Raw genomic sequence first — 22,592 nt, forward strand, 5'->3', positions numbered from 1 at the left:
CCACAGTATTAAGGGAGAAAATAATGAGCCACAAACAATTACCGAAAGATTTCTTATGGGGCGGCGCAGTTGCAGCACACCAGGTTGAAGGCGGCTGGGATAAAGGCGGCAAGGGTGTGAGTATCGCCGATGTACTGTCTGGTGGTGCGCATGGAGTTGATCGGGTGATGACTGATGGCGTACAGGACGGCTACCGTTATCCTAACCATGAAGCGGTTGATTTTTATGGCCATTACAAACAAGACATTGCGCTGTTTGCTGAGATGGGCTTCAAATGCTTCCGTACTTCTATTGCCTGGACGCGTATCTTCCCGAATGGCGATGAGCAGCAGCCCAATGAGGCCGGGTTACAATTTTACGACGATATGTTTGATGAGTTACTGAAATACGGTATCGAGCCGGTCATTACTTTATCTCACTTCGAAATGCCTTGGCATCTGGTGAAAGAATACGGTGGCTGGAAAAACCGTCAGGTGGTCGATTTCTTCGTGAAATTCAGTGAAGTGGTGATGGCGCGTTATAAAAGTAAAGTTAAATACTGGATGACCTTTAACGAGATCAATAACCAGCGCAACTGGAAGTATCCATTATTTGGTTATTGCTGTTCGGGGGTGGTATTTACTGAGCAAGAAAATCCAGAAGAGACGCTGTACCAAGTGCTGCATCATCAGTTTGTCGCCAGCGCCAAAGTCGTCAAGCTTGGTCATGCCATTAATCCTGAGTTCAAAATTGGTTGTATGGTGGCGATGGTGCCGTTGTATCCATTCTCCTGCCATCCTGATGACATGATGTATTCAGTAGAGGCTATGCGTGAGCGTTATCTGTTTGGTGACGTTCATATGCGCGGTTACTACCCTTCCTATATTCTGAACGAGTGGGAGCGTCGCGGATTCACCATCAAAATGGAAGAGGGTGATCTTGATACTCTGCGTGATGGCTGTGCTGATTATATGGGGTTGAGTTATTACATGAGTAATGCAGTTTCTGCCACTAACCCTGGCAGCGGTAATTCACTTTCTGGCTTTGAAGGCAGCGTGCCAAATCCACATGTTAAAGCGTCAGACTGGGGATGGCAGATTGACCCTGTTGGCTTACGTTATTCACTGAGTGTATTGTACGAACGCTATCAAAAGCCGCTGTTTATTGTTGAAAATGGTTTTGGCGCTATCGACAAAGTGGCTGCCGACGGTATGGTTCACGATGATTACCGCATTGCTTACCTCAAAGCTCACATTGAGCAAATGAAAAAAGCGGTATTTGAAGATGGTGTTGATTTAATGGGCTATACCCCATGGGGCTGTATTGATTGTGTATCATTCACTACAGGTGAATATAGCAAACGTTACGGTTTTATTTATGTGGATAAAAACGACGACGGTACCGGTACCATGACACGTTCACGCAAATTAAGTTTTGACTGGTATAAGCAGGTTATTACCAGCAATGGTGAAGTGCTCTAAGCGCCCAATAAATAAGTGATTTTGGAAAGGCTGATTATGGTTTCGGCCTTTCCATTAATTTCCCCTCGCCCCATTTTACCCATCACTTCAGGTGAACAAACGCAGTTTGTTACATTTCTGGCTGATTAAAAAATATATTTAAATTCAATTAATTAGAACTTATTCCTCCTGTCTGTAGGATGTGGCTGACATATCCTTAAAAAAAGCTGGGTTATTCTCTTGCCCTAAGCGATAACATCATGCTTTGCATGGGATATTCGTCAGGGTTAATTCAGTTTTTTTGTGTAAAAAGGATTAGAAATGAAAGGGCAGTTATTAATTGCAGCGCTGTTGGCCGCCAGTTTTTCAGTCTGTGCGGCGGAACATGCTCATTGGGGATATGAAGGTCAGGAAGATCCTGCCCATTGGGGAAAACTCTCACCGGATTTTTCACTGTGCGAAACAGGTAAAAATCAGTCGCCGGTTAATATTCACGGCGCATTGAAAACCCATCACAGTCAACTCGAGTTGGCTTTCCAACCAGGTAAACAGCAAATCGTGAATAACGGCCATACGATTCAGGTGAATGTCAGCACTGGCAATACCCTGAAACTGGACGGCGATACTTTCACATTGCAGCAATTCCATTTCCATACCCCAAGTGAAAATGAGATTGATGGCAAACAGTTCCCGTTAGAAGCTCATTTTGTTTATAAAGATAAAGATGGGGCACTGGCAGTGCTCGCACTCATGTTCCAGCAGGGGGATGCAAATCCACAACTGGCACAGGCTTGGCAGCAAATGCCAACGGCGATTGACCAAATGGCGATATTAAATAAGCCTCTTGATATCAAAGCATTGCTACCCAAAAAGTTTGATTTTTATCGCTTTAGTGGCTCACTAACCACACCACCTTGCTCTGAAGGTGTCAGTTGGATGGTGCTTGAGCAGCCTGCGAGCGCTTCTGCTGAACAAATTAATCAATTCCGCTCTGTGGTTCATCATACGAATAATCGCCCTGTACAGCCACTGAATGGTCGAGTCATTATCGATTAAAACTACGTATGAGTCGCACTATCCTGGCTTCTGGCAGGTAGTGCGCGTGGCTTTTTGCCGCCTGGCCATTTTACACCATAGCCACATCAGTCAAATCCCACAAACAAAAAAACCAACCCTAACGGATTGGTTTTTTTGAGGTATTTTGGTCGGCATGAGAGGATTTGAACCTCCGACCCCCGACACCCCATGACGGTGCGCTACCAAGCTGCGCTACATGCCGATGCTATGACGGTTATACTACATTTTACCGTTATTAATGCAAGACTTGGCAAAACGTTCGCTTGTTTTTTGAGCGCACCAATGCCTGTTTTTAGAGCTAGTTCGCAATAAAACGTTTTATATCCGTCAACACTTGCAGCAGTAATGGAAGTTGAGGTTTTTCATTTTTGATTTCATTGCCTTGCTCATCATAGGTGCGGTATTCACCGTTATTATCTAATACAACGGTTTGTGTTGGCGTAGTAATAACTAACATGCCATTGTCACCGGTTGCCACCCAGTTATTATTGCGCTGTGCGGCGAACAAATCTTCCCCTTGCGAATAATCCTCAGGCGCTGTTTTGACGTGTAACAAGCGTTGCATCAGCGTTGTCATGATATCTTCATGATTGGTCAGTTTATTCACGGCCTGCGCTGGCGTGCCTGGCCAATGAACCACTAATGGCACTTGCAGTTGTTGGCGATTAAAGCTGCTGCCTGCACCCCAGGTATCATTGCCGCTGTCATTAAATTCAACACCATGGGCCGCAGTAATAATAACTACGGTTTTATCGAGCTGACCGCGCTGTTTCAGTGTATCCAGAATAGTCGCAATCTGTTGATCTACATCTTTTGCGCCTGCCTGGTAGTGACGGATAAAGTCAGTCGGTAACGCAACCTTCTGCCCGATTACCGGGTCTTGTGCTTCAACTGCCCCGTTGAGGTTAATGTATGAGAACCATGGTGCATTATTGTTGAGCGTGGACAGCCATTGCTGCCACTGTGCCGTGGTTTCGCTATCCGGTTGCACTGCAGGAGTTGGTAATGTGAAATCAGCTAACAGTGCCTGGCGGTAGAGTGGTGACTCAAAACCATCGGATGAGAACAGACCAAACTGATAACCCTGCGCGCTTAATGCTGTAACAAACGCTGAGGGTTCGCGCGCGGAGAGAATACCGTCTAAATAAGTAGGCGAAATGCCATAAAACAGGCCAAATAAGCCCGTATCCTGACGGTTACCTGAACTGTAGTGGCTGTCAAACTGAATGTTTGAACGGCCAAATTCGGCCAGGGCAGGCATGTCTTTTTGCAGGCTACTGGCACGAATACCATCAACCACAATGAGCAACAAATTATAACCACTGCCTTTATCGCTGAAGGTAATCGGGTTGAGTGGATATTCAACCGCCAGTGCATCTGGATTACCTTGTTCCACCAGGCGACGCTGATATTCCTGCTGATCGAGCAGGCCGTGTTTCTCAAGGAACTTACGGGCGGTCATCGGGTAAGAGAGTGGCAGGTTTGCGCGTTGCATACTGATTGGGCGATAAAAATTGGCATCGGCCCAAATATAAATCAGATGAGAGGCAAAGAACGCAGAAATAAACACCGCCACCAACGGCTTAACAAAGCGTTGCCGGTTAAGGCTGCGTAGTTTTTGCCAGGCCCAAGTGCCGAAAAGCATCTCGACCAGGAAAATGACTGGCACGGCAATAAACATTAATTGCCAATCACGCGCCAGCTCGGTCTGGTCTGGGTTAACCACCAATTCCCATACCACCGAGTTAAGGTGTAAATGGAAACGGGTGAAAACTTCGGTATCAACCAACAGCAGAGTCAGGCCCGCAGTGGCAAAGGCGGCGGAAAGGAAACGGAGTAGTCGCTGCGACATCACCACAAAGGTGAGTGGGAAGATCACCAACAAATAAGCAGCAAAAACGATAAAACTAAAGTGCCCGAGCCAACTGACGAGGGCATAGATACGGCCAACCAGCGATGAGGGCCAATCGGAGACAAACAGATAGCGGCTACCCAGCACTAGGCTAAACAGGATATTAAACAGGGCGAACCAGTGCCCCCAGCTGATCATCTGGGAGACTTTTTCACGATAGCGCTGACGATTTGTCACCATATTGAGATTGCAGTCTTGGCCGATAAATTAATGAGCTTTATCTTCACTTATCGAAGCTTGAAGAGCTTCAGCGAAAGAACGTGCCAATACTTTGCGCTGCGCTGGGGCCACGCTGGTATTGATCAAATTTGTTACCATATTCCCCAACACCATCAAAGAAAGATTGGTGGGAGTACGGTTTTTTTCCATTACGCTGACTAATTCTGACAGCAGTTTTTCGACTTGTTCGTCGCTATAACGGGATGATTGTGCCATAAAAAGTGTGCTCAATACCTGACAAAGTCCCACATCTTACCGTATAGAGACACGCTTTTCCGCTATTTTATAGCATTAAGAATCATTAGCCATTAATTGAGGGGCGCGAATGCTTTAGGGTTGCAGCTCTCAGGCATCAGTGATTGAATACGCCCCTAGCCAAAAGGAGTATTTATCATGAGTCTGGATATTGACCAGATAGCCTTACATCAGCTTATCAAGCGTGATGAACAAACGCTTGATGTGGTGTTGCGCGATTCTCTGTTACCTGCCAATGCTGTAGTTGAAGAAATGATGGCCGAACTGCATCGTGTTTACAGCGCCAAAAGCAAAGCTTACGGGCTGTTTAATGAGCAAAGCGAGCTGGCTGAAGCGCTGAAACGAAGCCGTAAGGGTGATGAAGACTTCCTCAGTTTTAGCCGTGCTGCCACCGGGCGTTTACGTGATGAGTTAGCCAAATATCCGTTTGCCGAAGGCGGTGTGGTGCTGTTTTGCCAATATCGTTATCTGGCGGTGGAGTATCTGCTTATCTCGGTGCTGAGCAGTTGTAATAGTATGCGAGTGAATGAGCAACTTGATCTCAGTACCACCCATTATCTCGATATTAACCGTGCTGATATTGTCGCCCGTATCGATTTAACTGAATGGGAAAATAATCCAGAATCCACGCGTTACCTTACGTTCTTGAAAGGGCGGGTAGGGCGCAAAGTATCCGACTTCTTTATGGATTTCCTCTCTGCAGCAGAGGGGCTGGATACCAAAGCACAAAATCGGGGCTTATTACAGGCGGTTGATGATTACTGCGCGGATGCTGAACTTGGCAAAAATGAGCGTCAGGCATACCGTCAGCAGGTTTATAGCTATTGTAATGAGCAGTTACAAGCCGGTGAAGAGATTGCGTTGCAGGCGCTTTCTCAAGAGCTGCCAACGCTGGGTGAGAAAGATTTTCAGCAATTCTCGACTGAACAGGGTTATGCGTTAGAAGAGAGTTTCCCGGCAGATCGCGGTACCTTGCGTCAGTTAACCAAATTTGCTGGCAGTGGGGGTGGGTTGAGTATCAATTTTGATGCATTGTTGCTGGGTGAGCGTATTTTCTGGGATGCCGCGACAGATACGTTGACTATTAAAGGCACGCCACCCAATCTGCGTGATCAGTTACAGCGTAATTCAGGCAAAAAGTAACGGTTACCATCGTGACGATAGCCAATAAAAAACGCCGCATAAGCGGCGTTTTTTATTTCGGCGTCCCGAATATCGAAAGCGACGCGATTAAACGCGAACGAAGTCGATATGAGTCAGTTTTGGCTTGAAAGCGTGACGCTGAACAGCCTGTACTTTAACTTTGGTTTCTTTACCGTCAACAACCAGAGTCAGTACGGAATCATAAAAGCCCGGTTTCAATTCAAGGTTCTTGGTGGTGTCATGGTCAAGAGCAATAGAGATAGCTGCTTCAGAACCACCGTAAATGATTGCCGGAAATTTATTTGCTGCACGCAGGCGGCGGCTCGCACCCTTACCCTGGTCGTTACGTACTTCTACATTGATAGTGGTCATTTTGTTTTCTCTTAAAGAAAATTTACCCTGCTACAGGCGACCCAGCAACAGGTTCGATACTCGGCTTTGATTGGGTAAACCCAGAGCAAAGCGGGCGGCATTCTAGCGAAATATCGGCCAGACAGCAAATAAAACTGCGAAAATCTCAGGCTAAATGCGGCTCAGGCAAGGGAGTCTGCCCGCCGGAAACGGCCCTGATAATCAAATATCTTTTCTCTAATTTGCCACCATTGCCCACGACGGCGGGCCACGACAAAATCGGGATAACGTAACAGGGCTTGTTGCGCGATGATATCGGCCGCCGTTTGCCATTTCAGTGCCACACCGGGTGCCCGTTGGTGTGGGCGCAGGAAAATTTGTTCAAATGCCATACGTTGCGCGGCGGTGGTTAAGCGAAAACGTTCGCTGGTATCAGTGCCGTCTTCGTCGTAGTAGGTGATTTTCAGCCACTCACCCTTTGTGTCATGGCCCGTCTCCAGACTCATACCGCCACAACGCAGCACCAGGGCATCTTTTAATTTTAACGCGGCTTTCAGCATATCATCGGGATCGACCAGAACTTCCTGGCACTGGTGACAACGGCGGGCGGCAATGTCATTTTCCGCCCCACAATGCGGGCAGCACTTAAAGCGAAAGCGATAATCACATTGCGCCCGCACGCCTTGTTGGTCCTCAAACCACCCCTGACAGCGGCGACCATAGTGTTCAATAATGTCACCCGACTCGGTACATTTTCCCCAGAAGATATTGGCAAAGCCGCAATCTGGGCAAAATACCTGAACCGGCTGACTGTCACTATGCGGTTTGCTGGTACCCACTTCAGGGGTAAAAAGGTCATGGGGATTGCCAGCGTAATCCAGAATCAGGCAATCTTCTTTACCCGGTGATAACCGCAAACCTCGGCCGACTATCTGTTGATACAAACTGACCGATTCCGTGGGGCGAAGAATGGCAATCAGATCAACATGGGGGGCATCAAAGCCAGTGGTTAACACCGCCACATTAACCAAATAGCGCAGTTGCTGCTGCTTAAAGGCAGTGATTAACGCATCGCGCTCATTAGGCGGGGTAGTGGCGCTCACCAGTGCAGCCTCGTCTTTTGGCAGCAAGCCATACACCTCTTTGGCGTGTTCAACGGTCGCGGCAAAAATCATTACTCCGCGACGTTGAGCGGCATATTCAATTATCTGGTTAACAATATGCGGAGTAATTCGTTGCTGCTGCTTAAGTTCACGGTCTAAATCCGCCTCTCGGAACAGGCCGCTACTGTTGCTGGTCAGGCGACTGAAATCATACTGCACCACGGGCATATCCAACCGCTCCGGGGGGACCAGAAAACCGTGCTTGATCATGTAGCGCAAGGGTAATTCATAAATACAATCGCGAAAAAGGGACTTTTCATCACCACGGGTAATACCGTGATAATGGAATTGATAAATCCAGCCTTTTCCCAATCGGTAAGGTGTGGCGGTCAATCCCAGCAAGCGCAGGCGGGGGTTGGTGGTACGTAAATGCTGAATAATTTGCTGATACTGGCTGTCATCGTCATCACTGATACGATGGCATTCATCAATAATCAGTAGTGAAAAGGCACTATCAAATAGGGGCAGGTTTCGTGCCACTGACTGCACACTGCCAAACACCACTTTTCCTGCGCTTTGGCGTTGCTGCAAGCCAGCGGCGAAAATATCAGCCTCTAAGTCGTAGGCGCAATATTTGGCGTGATTCTGTGCTACCAACTCTTTGACATGAGCCAGCACCAGAACGCGCCCGCGAGCCAGTTTCGCCAATTCGGCGATCACCAGACTTTTGCCTGCCCCGGTGGGTAGAACAATCAAAGCAGGCTCACTGTGGCGGCGAAAATGGGCAAGAGTGGCATCGACAGCCTCTTGCTGATAGGGGCGCAGTGTAAATGCCATTAGTGCACCTGCCCGATGGCTTTCAACCCATTCTCCCCGCAACCCTTTTCCGCGCGTATGCGTGACATTTCTCTCTCTTTATAATGAAAAACTTTTGACTATTATGCCTGTCGGAGGCGGTTGGCGCGAGGCCCCAAGTTAGCACTGATGGGGTGGCGTGATAGACGCGGCGCACTCTGGGGGTAAGTTGTTTCTCAATAACAACTTTTTACGTAACTGTTTCTAGGATGATATGGCAACCGCCGCTATACTGATGAGTCTGGTAGGCAGCAAATGATTTTCTCCCAACTGCTTCATTCATTTCACACCGTATCATGAGCATCCTGCTGTCGTTGGCGGGTGTGATTGCGGGTATCGTGCCCGTCAGCGGGTACGACAAGACAACAGGCAAAGTAGATTCAATGCGATTGGACAAGTTTTTATCTCAGCAATTAGGTGTCAGCCGGGCGTTAGTCGCGCGCGAGCTGCGGGCAAAACGAGTCACTATTGATGGCGAAGTGGTCAAAAGTGGTGCGATTAAGCTGACACCGGAACAAGACGTGAGATTTGATGGCAACCCATTACAACAAACCGTTGGCCCACGTTATTTCATGCTGAACAAACCGCAGGGTTATGTGTGTTCGACAGAAGACCCAGATCACCCGACCGTGCTGTATTTCCTTGATGAGCCAGTGGCATACAAACTCCATGCCGCCGGGCGTTTGGACATCGATACCACCGGATTGGTACTGATGACCGACGATGGTCAGTGGTCGCATCGGATCACCTCACCGCGTCATCATTGTGAAAAGACCTATCTGGTGACGCTGGAACACCCATTGGCCGATGATACCGCGCAACAGTTTACTGATGGCGTACAGTTGCATAATGAAAAGTCTCTCACCAAACCGGCTCAACTTGAGGTTATAGAGCCTCAGTTGGTGCGTTTAACCCTCAGTGAAGGGCGTTATCATCAGGTAAAACGGATGTTTGCGGCGGTGGGAAATCGGGTTATAGAGCTGCATCGTGAGCGAATTGGCGACATTAAACTTGATGACGATTTGGCACCAGGCGAGTACCGCCCGTTAACCGCAGAAGAGATTGCCAGTGTCGGCGCGCCTCATCTGTAATTGATTTTCTATTACAGCGCGGGCTGTCTTGCCGTTGATATTACACTAAATAATTCGAGTTGCAGGAAGGCGGCAAGCGATAGAGTCCCAATGAGTTGATGGGAGTCAATGATTCGGGTGAAAGAGCGTAGCCAACGCACATGCGGCTTGAAGTATGACGGGTATAACCCACGGTAGGTTATTGAAGGAGTTGTTGAACGTGCATGCCAGTACCCAAAATGAAGAGAAGAACCGGACATCCCACGTTGGCTTGATCTTTATCCTCGGTTTGCTATCGATGCTGATGCCTTTGGCAATTGATATGTATCTGCCGAGTATGCCGATTATTGCACAGGAGTTTGGCGTAGAGAGTGGTGCGGTGCAGATGACTCTAAGCGCCTATGTGCTGGGGTTTGCCATCGGACAAATGTTCTATGGGCCAATGGCTGATAGCCTCGGACGCAAGCCGGTTATCTTTTGGGGTACGCTAATATTTGCGCTCGCGGGTATGGCTTGTGCCATGGCGCAATCAATCGAACAATTGATTAACTTGCGTTTCCTGCATGGTTTGTCTGCCGCTGCCGCGAGTGTGGTGATTAATGCATTGATGCGCGATATGTTCACTAAAGATGACTTCTCTCGCATGATGTCTTTTGTGGTGTTGGTGATGACCATCGCACCCTTGCTGGCACCGATTATCGGTGGTGCATTGTTAGTATGGTTTAGCTGGCACGCCATCTTCTGGACCATGGCGGGTGCTGCATTGGTCGGCGCGATTTTGGTTGCACTGTTTATTAAAGAAAGCTTGCCACGAGAGAAACGGCAACGATTCCATTTGCGCACCACTATTGGCAATTTTGCCACGTTATTCCGCCATAAGCGGGTACTGAGCTATATGTTAGCGAGCGGCTTCTCTTTTGCTGGGATGTTCTCATTCCTCAGTGCCGGTCCCTTTGTTTATATCGATTTAAACGGCGTCTCTCCACAAAACTTTGGCTATTACTTTGCGCTGAATATCGTCTTCTTGTTCTTGATGACATTGATTAATAGCCGCAATGTACGCCGCTTCGGAGCGCTTAAAATGTTCCGATTTGGCATGCTAGTGCAATTTGTTATGGGGATCTGGTTGCTGGTGGTTTGCGCCACCGGGATGGGGTTCTGGGCGTTGGTATTGGGTGTCGCGGCTTATGTCGGTTGCATCGCCATGATCACCTCGAATGCGATGGCGGTTATTTTGGATGATTTCCCACATATGGCCGGTACTGCGTCTTCTCTGGCAGGGACCCTACGCTTTGGTATTGGTGCGGTGGTAGGAACGCTGTTGTCGATGGCGCCATCCCGCAGTGCCTGGCCAATGGTAAGCTCAATGGCATTTTGTATTATTGTGGCCATGTTGTTGTATCTTTATGCCAGTCGCCCACATAAGGATGCGGTGAAATAACTATCGTCGTAATAACTATCGCCGCAATCATTATCAAGGCTAAGTTGCTGGGGCTTATCAGTTAATGGTTATTGCAAGAAGGTGAGGGGCGTCTTAGGGCGTTCCCTTCATTCACATTATTTATCGTCAATGTACTCATTATTTATTCAATTATTTTCCTCGTCAACTCATTTACTCCCGTCAATATCGCCCGAATTGCCACTTAAAAATGCGTGGTTCTTGCGTTCAATCAATATAGTAAGCATGCATATCATTATTTATTGCATAGTTATGATTGGCACCATATTGTTAACTTTTTGAGCGAACATATAAAAAATCGCAAATTGTTATTGAAGCGTTTTTATCAGATATTTCTGTCAGTTGAATAGTTACGTATGTTAGTAAATTTATATATTTATCAATTAATTAATTTAATTTTGAGCTATAGAGATAACATGTGATTGTTCATTAAATGTAAAAATTTAGCGGGCAATAAGTAATGGGTTTGCAAGAAAAATGGTTGAGATGGTCGCCATAAAGGTATAAATATAACGAAAAATGGGATCTAAATCTCAAACCGGTAGTTTCAGTCTGGATATGCAGGGCTGACACACGATTAAAAAAACAACACAAAAATGGCTTTGTTGGTTTTAAGTTTCTAAATTGTTATCAATGTTGTGTTTTGATGAGGGGTGAATCAGGCACAATGCCAAGTTAGCGGCTATAACTTTAGTGAGTGTGAGTCATTGTGGTGCTTTTGTAATTTTTGAATTTTTATTTTTACTAGGAAAAACACGTGAATAATATCCAACTTTCGGTAGTACATCGTCTGCCGCAAAGTTACCGTTGGTTATCAGGCTTTATCGGGGTCAAAGTTGAACCGATACCACTGACGGCGATAGACGATAGCAATAATGATCTTATGGGGCTGAAGTTACTCAGCCACGATGGCAGCCATGCGCAGATTATCATGCAGCGGCTCCACCTCTCTCTACAAGAGATACAAGTGGATTCCGCGATAGTCGAATGGGAAGGCGAGCCTTGTCTATTTGTTCACACTCAGGATGAGAGTGCCACTATGTGTCGCCTGAAAGATGTCGGTGTCGCCATTGCCGAAACCCTGACCGCCTTGTACCCCTTCTAATTCGCTATTGCGCGTTGGTCGGTGTCATGGCGCTTGGGTATGCCCCGCACCAGACCTCAATCTGACGTATCCGCAAATTGTAACAACTGCTGTGTATACTGCTGTTGGGGCGCGGCAAATATGGCCTGACAGTCACCTTGTTCTACTACCTCGCCTTGTCTTAATACAATCACCTGATGGCAGAGTGATCGCACTACCTGCAAGTCATGACTGATAAACAGATAGCTGAGCTGATAACGCTGCTGAAGGGATTTCAGCAAAGCCAGAATTTGGGCCTGTACCGACTTATCCAATGAAGAGGTCGGTTCATCAAGAATCAGTAACTGCGGTTGCAAGATCAACGCACGGGCAATGGCAATGCGTTGGCGCTGGCCACCAGAAAACTCGGTTGGATAACGATAACGGGTGACCGGATCTAATCCCACTTCTTCCATCGCTTTAATCACCCGTTGTTCACGATGTACCGCACTGAGTCTTTGATGGACTTCCAGCCCTTCGGCGATTATCTGCTGCACATTCAGGCGTGGGTTTAGCGCTGAGTAGGGATCCTGGAATACCACCTGAATTCGGCTGCGATAGGGCAGCATCTGTTTAGGGGTAAACTTGTGTAATGGCTGCCCGCTAAACCAAATCTCACCTTTTGAGGGTAACAAGCGCAGCAACGCCAGCCCGGAGGTGCTTTTCCCTGAGCCTGATTCACCCACCAAACCAAGGCTCTCACCGGGATTCAGGGTGAAATTAAGATCGTGCAAAGCATAATGGTAATCAACGGTGCGTCGTAATAAACCACGTTTAATAGGAAACGCCACCTGTAGACCTTTTACTTCAAGCAGGGGTTTTAGACCCGGCGTGAGGGGCAGTGGGTCACCTTGTGGTTCGGCGTCTAATAATTGGCGGGTGTAGGGATGCTGTGGGGTACTAAACAGCGCCTGACGGCTATTTTGCTCCACCTTGCGGCCTTCGCGCATCACTGCCACGTTATCTGCCAACCGGCGCACGATATTCAGGTTATGGGTGATAAATAGCAAGCTCATGCCCATCTCTTGCTTTAACTCTTTCAGCAAACTCAAAATCTGGGCTTGCACCGAAACATCCAGCGCTGTGGTAGGTTCATCGGCAATCAGTAATTTAGGTTGGGTCAATACCGCCATCGCAATCATCACCCGCTGGCGTTCCCCGCCGGAAAGTTGATGAGGGAAATCGCCCAAACGCCCTTTGGCATTACGAATACCCACCCGGTCGAGACATTGAATAATCTCAACTCTGGCCGCTTCCCGGCGCATACCGCGGTGCAGTGACAACACTTCTGCCAACTGTTTTTCAATGGTATGCAGTGGGTTTAGTGACACCATAGGTTCTTGGAAAATCATTGAAATCTGATTGCCGCGCACTTTTCGCAGCGTCGGTTCATCGGCATGCAGCAGAGATTGCCCGGCAAACAGAATATCACCGCCCGGGTAGACCACCGGTGGTGAAGGCAGTAAACGCAATATTGATAAAGCGGTGACACTCTTGCCCGAACCCGATTCCCCGACCAGTGCCAGTGTTTCACCGGCATTGATTTGCAATGACAGCTCGCTGACCACCTCGCGATCAATATTCGCCTGGCGAAATGCAACACTGAGATTTTGAATATCCAGAAGTGGTGAAGTCGCCATATCAGTACACCTTACTTGGGTCAAAGGCGTCACGTACTGCTTCGCCGATAAAGATCAACAGAGATAACAGCACTGCCAATACCAGGAATGCGGTGATGCCAAGCCAGGGAGCCTGAAGGTTATTTTTACCTTCTAATAACAGACCGCCTAATGACGGTGACCCCATCGGCAGGCCAAAACCGAGAAAATCCAGTGAAGTTAGCGTGGTTATCGAACCGCACAGGATAAAGGGCAGGAAGGTGAGTGTTGCCACCATGGCATTGGGCAACATATGGCGCGACATAATGACCCGATCACCCACTCCCATAGCTCGCGCTGCGCGGATGTAGTCATAATTTCGGGTACGTAGAAATTCTGCCCGCACCACACCCACTAATCCCATCCAGCCAAACAGCACGGTGATGGCTAACAGCCACCAGAAGTTGGGTTGGACGATGCTGGACAGTAGAATCACTAAAAATAGTGTCGGCATCCCCGACCACACCTCGATAAATCGTTGCCCCCACAAGTCAATTTTGCCGCCGTAATAACCTTGTACCGCGCCAGCACAGATACCAATTACGCTGGAGAACAGGGTTAATGTCAGGCCGAATAACAGCGAGATACGGAAACCATAGATGACTTTGGCTAAGACATCGCCGCCAGTACTGTCGGTGCCCAGCAAGTTGGTCCGGCTAGGTGGCGAAGGGAAAGGGACATCAGTCGCAAAATTGATGGTGTTATTGCTAAAACGTATGGGTGCCCAGATGGCCCAGCCATTGTCATTAATCCGGCCAATCACATAAGGGTCTTGATAATCTGCCGCCGTGGTTAAAATCCCACCAAAAGTGGATTCGCTGTAATTAGTCATAAAAGGCATATAAATTCGGCCCTGATAGTTTACCAGCAGCGGTTTGTCATTGGCGATCAGTTCGGCAAACAGACTGATAATAAACAGTGTCAGGAAGATCCACAGTGACCAGTAGCCACGGCGATTATTGCGAAAACGCGCCCAGCGGGCCTGATTAATAGCACTTAGCCGTATCATTATTGGCGGCCCTCAAAATCAATCCGTGGATCAACCAGGGTGTAGGTGATATCACTGAGGATATTCAGCAGTAAGCCAATCAGGGTGAAAATATAAAGAGTGCCAAACATTACAGGGTAATCACGCTGCAAAGTGGCGTCATAACCCAATAGCCCTAAACCATTGAGTGAAAACATCACTTCAATCAACAGCGACCCGGTGAAAAACATGCTGATAAAGGTGGCAGGGAAGCCAGCGATAACCAACAACATGGCGTTGCGAAAGACATGGCGATACAGAATTTTTTCTTCGGGTAACCCTTTGGCGCGCGCAGTCACCACATATTGCTTGCGGATTTCGTCAAGGAACGAGTTCTTGGTCAGCATCGTCAGTGTGGCGAAGCCGCCAATGACGGTAGCCAATACCGGTAAAGTGATATGCCACAAATAGTCGGTTATTTTGCCGTACCACGGCAGGGTATCAAAGTTACTGGAAACCAGCCCCCGCAGTGGGAATAGATCGAAATAACTGCCGCCGGAAAACAACACCACCAGTAAAATCGCAAACAGAAACGAAGGAATGGCATACCCGATTATAATGAGAGTACTGCTCCAGGTATCAAAAGCTGAGCCATTGCGCACCGCCTTTTTAATGCCTAATGGAATAGAAACCAAATAAATAATCAGCGTGCTCCATAGCCCAAGTGAAATAGAGACCGGCAGGCTATGTTTCACTAACGACATTACCGATTCCCCCCGGAACAGGCTGTCGCCAAAATCAAAGCGGACATAGCTCCATAGCATATCGAAATAGCGCTGGTGCAGCGGCTTGTCAAAACCAAAGCGTTGTTTGATTTCGGCAATAACTTCTGGGTCTAACCCGCGTGAACCGCGATAGTTGCTATCACCCACTTGTGCCGCATTGAGGCCGACTTTAGCCCCCCCCAGCCCGCCATCACCGCCACCGGCGGTAAATCCACTGGAGTGACCCAATTCAATATTGGCAATCGCCTGATCAACTGGCCCACCCGGTGCAATTTGCACAATAAAAAAGTTGATGGTAATGATTGCCCACAGCGTGGGAATAACCAGCAATAGTCGCCGTAATAGATATCCACCCACAGCAGCCCCCTAGTGACGTTCTGTTGGCAGACGAGCTGCCTTGTTGACATCAAACCACCAGCTATCAAACCCAAGCGAATAGGTGGGGCGGTCTGCCGGCATCGAGAATTTATCCCAATAGGCAAAGCGGGCATGGTTGGAGTACCACATCGGAATCATCAGATAGTTCCAGGTCAATACCCTATCAAGTGCCCGGCCAAGGGACTGTAATGCCTCTGGCTGGTCCTGATGTTTGATAATCTCTGCGATCAATTGGTCAATAGCCGGATCTTTAATCCCGGAGGAGTTATAACTGGAATCGACATAAGCCGAGCTCCACCAAATTTGCAGATTTGGGCTAGGGTAGGGGAAGGCACTGTAAACCGTCGGGATCATATCGTAATCCCGACTGCGCAGGCGGTTAACAAACTGAGAGCTGTCAACCTCGCGGATATTCATGGTAATGCCCAAACGTTGCAAATTATGTTTAAACGGTTGAACATATTGGAAGTTACTGCCACTGAGTAACAGTAATTCAAACACAAAAGGCTTACCGGTTTTACTGTTAACCAATTGCTGATTTTTCACTTCCCAGCCTGCTTCGCTGAGTAATTCCCGTGCTTTTAACAGATTATCCCGTGAATCGCCGCTGCCATCAGTTTGTGGTGGCTGATAAATCTGCGTGAACACCTCTGGTGGTACTTTGCCCTTCAACGGACCCAGCCAAGCCAGTTCGGCACTATCGGGATAACCTTTTGCGGCATATTCAGTATTTTGGAAGAAACTATTGGTGCGTTGATAACTATTGAAATAGAAGGCTTTATTCATCCAGTCAAAGTCAAAAGCTAACGTCAGTGCCTGGCGAACTCGCCGATCGCTAAAAATCGGGCGCTGAACGTTAAATGCCAACCATCGGGTATTTTGTGCCGAGTTGTCGACAATATCCTGCTTGGCGATATAGTTTTTCGCAAAATTGCCCCCGACATATTGTGTCGCCCAGCTCTTCGGTGAGGTTTCCTCACGGAAATCGAATGCACCGGCTTTAAAGGCTTCCAATGCGACTTTATCATCCAGATAGTAGTCGTAGCGGATGGTATCAAAATTATATTGGCCGCGGTTAACCGGCAGATTGGCTGCCCAGTAATCTCTCACCCGTTCATAGGTAATAAACTGGCCCATCTTATATTTGCCGATGCGATAAGGGCCGCTGCCAACCGGGGGCTTGCTCAGCGGATCACTCAGTTTATGGTTTTGCCAGAAATGAGCAGGCATCACCGGTAAGCCAAACAAACCTAACATTTTATCTTTATTCGGTTCCGGGAATTCAAAACGCACTGTCAGCCGGGAAATGGCTTTTACCTGTACGCCTTTATAAATAATGCGAAATTGTGGCACACCTTCGGTCATAAATTTATTGAAGGTGAAGGCGACATCCTGTGCGGTAATAGGGGTATCATCATGAAAACGGGCACGTGGATTTATATCGACTTCAATCCAGTGTAAGTCAGGCGCAAAACGTGCGGACTCGGCAATTAATGGATAGTAGCTGCCAATCTCATCGTCAGAGGTACCAAATAGTGAGTCATACAGCCGTTCAGTGCGTATCGCCGGATTACCGCGCAATGCATAACGGTTAAAGTTATCAAAGGTACCAATGGCCGATAGCGTGATATCCCCACCCTTTGGGGCGGCTGGATTGACGTAATCAAAATGGCTGAAATCGGATGAATACTTAGGTTCACCCAGTATGGCAAAAGAGACGCCTTCTTTGATGGTTTCAGCCTGTAGGCCAAAACTCAGGGCTGAAAGTACCAAGGCAGCAAATAGGCGTGGCAACATATTGGCGGTAAGCTCCTGCGTTTCATTCTGATAATAATAATCTTAAACGAAATTACCAGTTTGCAGGGGATTAAAGCAAACATTAAGCCAAATAACTTACTCGAATCAGCTCATTCGAGCTGTGTATGCGCAGTCAGACCGCAACGTCAATTACTTTGAATATGGTTTTTTGTTACTATTTTTTATTATAAAATACGACGAGATCTTTAACAGATAATGGTTTGCTGAGTAAGTAACCTTGTAAGTAGTTTACGCCATGATGTGCCAAATACTGGAGCTGTTGCTCTGTTTCAACACCTTCAGCGACGGTTTCAATATTGAGTTTATTTGCCAGCATCAGTACTGCGTCTAATACCGGTGCTGCTACGGTATTAATGCCGATGGTGCTGACAAAACCACGATCAATTTTAATATAATCTAAAGTAAAACGTTCTAAATAGATCAGGGCGCTATGACCGGTACCAAAATCATCGACAGCAATTTGTATCCCCTGAGAACGCAGCCAGGCAAATTGTTTAATAGCGAGCTCTTCTTCAACCATACCACGCTCGGTAATCTCGAATACTGGTGCCAAGATATCCGTATTTAATTGCTTTAACATCTGAGAAACATCTTTGCGGAAGTTATCATCAGCAAGATGGACAGGGGAAATATTAAAGGCCAGTTTAGTCCCAGCCGGAAGGTGGTCTGCCATTAATTCACTGTCTTTGATGATTAACTCAAATAGATGCCGGGTTAATGGCTGAATCAGATGTTGAGCTTCCGCATAGGGAATAAAAAGATCCGGGGATATGCGCCCTTCAATAGGATGGTGCCAACGAATAAGCGCTTCAAGGCCAGATAATGAACGATCATGTGAACGAAATACTGGTTGATATTCAACGAAGAATTCGCCGCGTCGAATACCGCGCAAAATTTCAGCTTCAGCACTCTGGCTGGCAATTAAAATATAATAAGCAAGGATTCCGACCAGACCGGCAAGTAATAGCCCTCCTAATAGGGTCATGCGAATGTCATCAGCTGTCAGGCTAGTATGATAAATCAATATTTTAATCGGGTAGCCCGGTAGCTGGATCTCACGCGAGGCGCGTGCCGGTAGCTGGCTGATAGGTAAGACTTTAGAGTCAAAAGTTGTTACCGCTAATTCATCAATAATAATGGCTAAGCCGTTGACTTGATTATCTGAATAATTCAGCAATAAATAAGGGTGTAAGGTTAATTCTAATGTCGCTAATACACCGGTATTGCCGCGCCCAGCTTCACGCAACCACACCCCGACCGCCGGTTTACTGGGCATCATGGGGGTGCCTTGCTGAATTTTAAAGTCCAACGGCTGATGTAAGTTTATTTTAGGATATAGCGCACTGACAGCGACTTGCATATCACCTGTTGCTGAAGAGCAATAAGCGATACTGTCTCTAACCAATAAAAATGCTCTGACACCATTAGTAAATGCAGCCCGATAGTGGAGTGCCGGGCTGGCTTGCTCACAACTTTTGTCACTTAGCGGGATAAGTTGAGACATAGTGGTAGTCAGTTCATTTAGAAACTGGGAGGCGTAGGAGATAATATGATCACTTTGTGTTGTTAATTTACGTTCACTACTGCGATAAAGTAATGACAAAGTAATAACGACAAAGCAAATAAAAAAACAGAGTGCGAGGATGACACTTTTTTTTACAAGATGGCGTCTGGATAAAATATTGCGGGAGAACGCACTGTTTGAACCCATGTTACGCCGCTCCTCAGCATGATCGATAAAGTGTTATGAGTATAAGTTAAGTTAGCAACGCAACGCTACCAGTTTGCCAATGCGCAGGGTTAACAGTAATTAGCCGATCCAATTGAATCTCTATTCAATATAAATAAAAGATGCGGTTTAAATGCATCAAATAACTGAAACAAGCAGCGTTCATTTATACCGATATATTTTTGGCAATATGCTTCGATAAAACAAATCCCCAGCTTATTAACACGACCTATATAATTTTATAAGGATAAATCGTTGGTAAAGATCTCTGATCGCCAGAAAAGTCTCAACTAAGCGGGAATTATCTTACACAGAAAATTCTTGGATTTCGCGCCCCCCAGCCAAAAAAGGAGGTTTCCTACAAATTGACCGGAAATTGGGCTGGTAGCGGAGGGATAAGGAGGTATGTTCAGACAATAAAAAACGCTGCCAATGGCAGCGTTTTACAGTTTCGTTTGGTATCTCGGACAACAGGAATAAAAATCAGCTAACTGCGCGAACCGCTACTTAGGACACGACGGCCATCGCGATAACGCTTATTCCAATAATCTTCATTTAGGCTCGATATCGTCACACCGACACTGGTCGATGCATGCACAAATTTATCGTTACCTAAGTAGATACCTACATGGCGGCCAGTCGAACCTGCACGGAACAGCACCAAATCACCGGGGCGCAATTTAGTTCGTTGGATTGTTTTGCCAAGATCCTGCTGCTCAGAGGTTGAGCGTGGCAAATCCATACCAAATTGTTCACGGAAAGTGGTTTGTACAAATGCGGAGCAATCAATACCGCGTTTGCTGCTACCGCCTAAACGATAACGAACCCCCTTCCACCCTGCATACTGTTCTAAAATCTTCGACTTGACGTCAACGTTGCGTACCATCGCTTCGAATTCATCCTGAGAGGCTTGCAGTAAAAGCCCATCTTTGTCATTAACTGCACGCATCTCAGTTTGCGCATTATGTAAGTTCGAAGTCTGTGATGAACTACACGCGGATAACATTACCGCTGCTGCAACCGCAGGAATTACCCGCAGAATATATCTCATAATAGGTTGAGACTTGACCATTGTTGTTGTTTTCCCTTGCTGTCCTTACGACGGATGTCGCTACCAAAAAAACCAAACGAATCGAGATTATTGATTGAGATCCGATTAGACAATCACTTAACTGAATAACTGTGCTAGAACGCACAATATTAATCATGCAAGAGGCGAATGACCCAAATCCGAACACAAACGTTTTCGAGATTACCGTAATGATTAATAAAAGGCGAGACCTTTTACATCCATTATTATAGCTAAAGGTTATGTAACATAATGTAAAATTTCAGATTAAAAGTGGATAGCTAGATTTGTAGCCGTTTGGTAACAATAAATGAAGGAAAAGGTTAAGGTAAGAGAAAGGCAAAAAATGGACTTTTTTGCCTTAATATAAAGCCAATAACGCTATTGGCTTTTTGCCCCTGGCAGATTCCGGTTAATCACATCAATTATCTTGTCACTTAATGGCGTCAGCAATACCCAGCTTATCCCAACCAGCACTATCGACAGTGAGCCGACCGCAATGTCAGTAAACCAATGCGCGCCAATCATCACCCGTGGCATTGAAAAAATAACGACGATCAGTAGGGCAATGGCAAAAGCACTGCGGGAAAAATAGCGCAGCATAAAGCAGGCAAAGATCATCAGCATCATGCCATGGTCGCCAGGGAAACTATCACTGGAGGCATCTTTGGTTGGAATACCGGTTAATTCACTGACGCGATTTATATTTTCAAACGTTAGTGTCGGGCTGGGATGCGAAACAGGCAGCAGATGGCCTAGTTGATTGAGGACCACCGCAGTTAATAGCATAACAAATCCGGTGACTATCAGGCGGCGACGACCCGCGGGGGTTTCCTTCATATAGAAGTACAAATAAAGCAGCCCCATAGATATAAGGGAAATAACATCGAAAATCCGGTTGTTGGTGATAGCCACCCAATGCAGAAATGACGTGCTGGACAGCAAGTGCTGGTTAAAATAGAAGAATATTGCCGAGTCTATTTTAAACCAAACGCCATGGTGCGCCGGGATATACCAAGATAAGAACAAAGCAATCCCAAGAAAATTGAGCAGTAGTATTGTCGGTAAATTACGCCGAGTCATGCGGGGCCTATAAATTATCAATGTATGAATTGTGTAACAAATAAAAATCGAGGTATATCATACCCCTTTATGTAGTCTGATAGTCAGTAATTGATGCTGTAGCATGTTCCAATCCGCTTCAGAGGCACTAATCAGTTCAATTCGGCTGTCCAGTGGTGCTATTTGACGTGTTTCTATTTGCAAGTCAGCACCTTGCCGGTTAACCACCAAAGTGCCTTCGGCAATACGCATAACACCTTTGACCCGCTCCACTGGATTTAACCGTATCCATTCCAACAATGGAACCGTATCAAACACTGTCTCAGCATTAAATACCCAACCACAGCTCTGATAACCTTGCCCCTGATTCAGCGCCCGCCGCCAAGGTTCGATCCCTTTTAAACGGAGCGCCGCCAAGCCTTTTGGTCGCCCTGAACCGTGGTGATGGGTACCGTCAGGCAATTCATTATTATTACTGTGTGGGATATCAAGCAGGGCCGCATCTACCTTTCCTTGTTCTGCATAATAGAGTGGACGTGGCATGGATTGGCGGTCATGCCATTGCTGCAATGCACTGTAGTCTTGTGAGGTGTAGGTATCCTGCTTATTTGCCACGATGATATCTGCGGCCGCCAGTTGGTCGCGGAAGTTCTCATTTTCGGTATAACGCGGTTCACTTAACTGGCGGGCATCGACCAGACAGAGGGTGGCACGCAGGTCAATCCAGGGTTGGTAAATATCGGAGGTTAATAAAGACAAGATCTGTTTTGGATGGCCCAACCCAGTCGGTTCGATTAATAACCGATCCGGTTTTGCCTGCTGTAGCAGCATATTCAAACCCACTTGCATCGGTAACCCATTAACACAACACATGCACCCGCCCGGTATTTCTTTTAATACCGCACCGCTGTCTGCTAATAGCGCACCATCAATACCAATCTCACCAAATTCATTAACCAGTACCGCCCATTTTTCATTTTGCGGTTTTTGTGACAATAAATGGCGAATGGTGGTGGTCTTACCGCACCCCAAAAAGCCAGTAATCAAGTTCGTTTTTGTCATCAGAGGTCTCCTACCGTAAATTTATTTTCAATAACCTCTCAAGAAAAGGCTCAAAGGT

General features: G+C 46.9%; 18 protein-coding genes and 1 tRNA gene. 6 read left to right on the top strand and 13 right to left on the bottom strand.

Features of this window, described 5'->3' with window-relative positions:
• Positions 1-23: 23 nt before the first annotated feature.
• Together V1956_RS10005 and V1956_RS10010 are read left to right on the top strand one after the other, a co-directional pair.
• Complete coding sequence (locus tag V1956_RS10005) at positions 24-1,460, top strand: 6-phospho-beta-glucosidase (protein WP_442825064.1); 1,437 nt, start codon at positions 24-26, stop codon at positions 1,458-1,460.
• A gap of 300 nt (positions 1,461-1,760) precedes the next feature.
• The gene (locus tag V1956_RS10010; protein WP_372559404.1) at positions 1,761-2,495 is read left to right on the top strand and encodes a carbonic anhydrase; all 735 of its coding nucleotides are present in this window, start codon (positions 1,761-1,763) and stop codon (positions 2,493-2,495) included.
• Between the two features lie 146 nt (positions 2,496-2,641).
• On the opposite strand, the gene V1956_RS10015 is transcribed toward V1956_RS10010, so the two are convergent.
• From V1956_RS10015 to V1956_RS10025, 3 genes are all read right to left on the bottom strand, one after another.
• Positions 2,642-2,718: transfer RNA gene (locus tag V1956_RS10015), tRNA-Pro, on the bottom strand.
• Between the two features lie 96 nt (positions 2,719-2,814).
• Positions 2,815-4,608 (bottom strand): LPS biosynthesis-modulating metalloenzyme YejM, encoded by a 1,794-nt coding sequence (gene yejM / locus V1956_RS10020; protein ID WP_372559403.1) that lies wholly within the window; start codon positions 4,606-4,608, stop codon positions 2,815-2,817.
• Between the two features lie 27 nt (positions 4,609-4,635).
• The gene (locus V1956_RS10025; RefSeq protein ID WP_372559402.1) at positions 4,636-4,863 is read right to left on the bottom strand and encodes a YejL family protein; all 228 of its coding nucleotides are present in this window, start codon (positions 4,861-4,863) and stop codon (positions 4,636-4,638) included.
• A 177-nt stretch (positions 4,864-5,040) separates the two neighbouring features.
• Here V1956_RS10025 and yejK point away from each other — a divergent pair, with 177 nt between their 5' ends.
• Positions 5,041-6,045 (top strand): nucleoid-associated protein YejK, encoded by a 1,005-nt coding sequence (gene yejK, locus V1956_RS10030; RefSeq protein WP_372559401.1) that lies wholly within the window; start codon positions 5,041-5,043, stop codon positions 6,043-6,045.
• A gap of 87 nt (positions 6,046-6,132) precedes the next feature.
• Here yejK and rplY read toward each other — a convergent pair whose 3' ends face one another.
• Both rplY and V1956_RS10040 read right to left on the bottom strand, forming a co-directional pair.
• Positions 6,133-6,417 carry a 50S ribosomal protein L25 gene (rplY, locus tag V1956_RS10035; protein WP_004700538.1) on the bottom strand — a complete coding sequence of 95 codons (285 nt, stop codon included), beginning with the start codon at positions 6,415-6,417 and terminating at the stop codon, positions 6,133-6,135.
• A gap of 161 nt (positions 6,418-6,578) precedes the next feature.
• On the bottom strand, positions 6,579-8,336 hold the full coding sequence (locus V1956_RS10040; RefSeq protein WP_442825065.1) for a DEAD/DEAH box helicase: 1,758 nt from the start codon (positions 8,334-8,336) through the stop codon (positions 6,579-6,581).
• Between the two features lie 401 nt (positions 8,337-8,737).
• Between V1956_RS10040 and rsuA the strand changes: the two genes are divergently transcribed.
• From rsuA to V1956_RS10055, 3 genes are all read left to right on the top strand, one after another.
• On the top strand, positions 8,738-9,445 hold the full coding sequence (rsuA, locus tag V1956_RS10045; protein WP_372559399.1) for a 16S rRNA pseudouridine(516) synthase RsuA: 708 nt from the start codon (positions 8,738-8,740) through the stop codon (positions 9,443-9,445).
• Positions 9,446-9,644: 199 nt separating this feature from the next.
• The gene (locus tag V1956_RS10050; protein ID WP_083158350.1) at positions 9,645-10,865 is read left to right on the top strand and encodes a Bcr/CflA family multidrug efflux MFS transporter; all 1,221 of its coding nucleotides are present in this window, start codon (positions 9,645-9,647) and stop codon (positions 10,863-10,865) included.
• Positions 10,866-11,640: 775 nt separating this feature from the next.
• Positions 11,641-11,988: a YejG family protein gene (locus tag V1956_RS10055; protein WP_083158351.1), complete on the top strand. Its 348-nt coding sequence runs from the start codon at positions 11,641-11,643 to the stop codon at positions 11,986-11,988.
• A 56-nt stretch (positions 11,989-12,044) separates the two neighbouring features.
• On the opposite strand, the gene yejF is transcribed toward V1956_RS10055, so the two are convergent.
• From yejF to V1956_RS10095, 8 genes are all read right to left on the bottom strand, one after another.
• Entirely contained in the window at positions 12,045-13,646 is a 1,602-nt protein-coding gene (yejF, locus tag V1956_RS10060) for a microcin C ABC transporter ATP-binding protein YejF (protein ID WP_372559398.1), read from the bottom strand.
• Position 13,647: 1 nt separating this feature from the next.
• On the bottom strand, positions 13,648-14,673 hold the full coding sequence (locus tag V1956_RS10065) for an ABC transporter permease (RefSeq protein ID WP_420072292.1): 1,026 nt from the start codon (positions 14,671-14,673) through the stop codon (positions 13,648-13,650).
• Positions 14,673-15,773 (bottom strand): microcin C ABC transporter permease YejB, encoded by a 1,101-nt coding sequence (locus V1956_RS10070; protein ID WP_083158354.1) that lies wholly within the window; start codon positions 15,771-15,773, stop codon positions 14,673-14,675. The genes V1956_RS10065 and V1956_RS10070 overlap by 1 nt, the downstream gene beginning before the upstream one ends.
• Positions 15,774-15,782: 9 nt before the next feature.
• Positions 15,783-17,591, bottom strand: a complete 1,809-nt coding sequence (locus tag V1956_RS10075) for an extracellular solute-binding protein (protein ID WP_372559395.1) — start codon at positions 17,589-17,591, stop codon at positions 15,783-15,785.
• Positions 17,592-17,766: 175 nt separating this feature from the next.
• Entirely contained in the window at positions 17,767-19,323 is a 1,557-nt protein-coding gene (locus V1956_RS10080; RefSeq protein WP_372559394.1) for a cyclic di-GMP phosphodiesterase, read from the bottom strand.
• A gap of 505 nt (positions 19,324-19,828) precedes the next feature.
• Positions 19,829-20,413 carry a bifunctional murein DD-endopeptidase/murein LD-carboxypeptidase gene (gene mepS / locus V1956_RS10085; RefSeq protein WP_083158357.1) on the bottom strand — a complete coding sequence of 195 codons (585 nt, stop codon included), beginning with the start codon at positions 20,411-20,413 and terminating at the stop codon, positions 19,829-19,831.
• A 378-nt stretch (positions 20,414-20,791) separates the two neighbouring features.
• Entirely contained in the window at positions 20,792-21,493 is a 702-nt protein-coding gene (locus tag V1956_RS10090; protein ID WP_372559393.1) for a phosphatase PAP2 family protein, read from the bottom strand.
• 57 nt (positions 21,494-21,550) lie between these two features.
• The gene (locus V1956_RS10095; protein WP_372559392.1) at positions 21,551-22,534 is read right to left on the bottom strand and encodes a CobW family GTP-binding protein; all 984 of its coding nucleotides are present in this window, start codon (positions 22,532-22,534) and stop codon (positions 21,551-21,553) included.
• Positions 22,535-22,592: the final 58 nt, after the last annotated feature.

The sequence above is a fragment of the Yersinia sp. 2540 StPb PI genome (assembly GCF_052217165.1).
GTDB lineage: Bacteria > Pseudomonadota > Gammaproteobacteria > Enterobacterales > Enterobacteriaceae > Yersinia > Yersinia enterocolitica_E.

What these genes read in the sequence shown, in the direction of transcription:
- V1956_RS10080 (WP_372559394.1), bottom strand. Translation starts at nt 19,323, where the DNA reads ATGGGTTCAAACAGTGCGTTCTCCCGCAATATTTTATCCAGACGCCAT.
- V1956_RS10005 (WP_442825064.1), top strand. Translation starts at nt 24, where the DNA reads ATGAGCCACAAACAATTACCGAAAGATTTCTTATGGGGCGGCGCAGTT.
- yejK (WP_372559401.1), top strand. Translation starts at nt 5,041, where the DNA reads ATGAGTCTGGATATTGACCAGATAGCCTTACATCAGCTTATCAAGCGT.
- V1956_RS10075 (WP_372559395.1), bottom strand. Translation starts at nt 17,591, where the DNA reads ATGTTGCCACGCCTATTTGCTGCCTTGGTACTTTCAGCCCTGAGTTTT.
- rsuA (WP_372559399.1), top strand. Translation starts at nt 8,738, where the DNA reads ATGCGATTGGACAAGTTTTTATCTCAGCAATTAGGTGTCAGCCGGGCG.
- V1956_RS10010 (WP_372559404.1), top strand. Translation starts at nt 1,761, where the DNA reads ATGAAAGGGCAGTTATTAATTGCAGCGCTGTTGGCCGCCAGTTTTTCA.
- mepS (WP_083158357.1), bottom strand. Translation starts at nt 20,413, where the DNA reads ATGGTCAAGTCTCAACCTATTATGAGATATATTCTGCGGGTAATTCCT.
- yejF (WP_372559398.1), bottom strand. Translation starts at nt 13,646, where the DNA reads ATGGCGACTTCACCACTTCTGGATATTCAAAATCTCAGTGTTGCATTT.
- rplY (WP_004700538.1), bottom strand. Translation starts at nt 6,417, where the DNA reads ATGACCACTATCAATGTAGAAGTACGTAACGACCAGGGTAAGGGTGCG.
- V1956_RS10095 (WP_372559392.1), bottom strand. Translation starts at nt 22,534, where the DNA reads ATGACAAAAACGAACTTGATTACTGGCTTTTTGGGGTGCGGTAAGACC.
- V1956_RS10065 (WP_420072292.1), bottom strand. Translation starts at nt 14,673, where the DNA reads ATGATACGGCTAAGTGCTATTAATCAGGCCCGCTGGGCGCGTTTTCGC.
- yejM (WP_372559403.1), bottom strand. Translation starts at nt 4,608, where the DNA reads ATGGTGACAAATCGTCAGCGCTATCGTGAAAAAGTCTCCCAGATGATC.
- V1956_RS10090 (WP_372559393.1), bottom strand. Translation starts at nt 21,493, where the DNA reads ATGACTCGGCGTAATTTACCGACAATACTACTGCTCAATTTTCTTGGG.
- V1956_RS10025 (WP_372559402.1), bottom strand. Translation starts at nt 4,863, where the DNA reads ATGGCACAATCATCCCGTTATAGCGACGAACAAGTCGAAAAACTGCTG.
- V1956_RS10040 (WP_442825065.1), bottom strand. Translation starts at nt 8,336, where the DNA reads ATGGCATTTACACTGCGCCCCTATCAGCAAGAGGCTGTCGATGCCACT.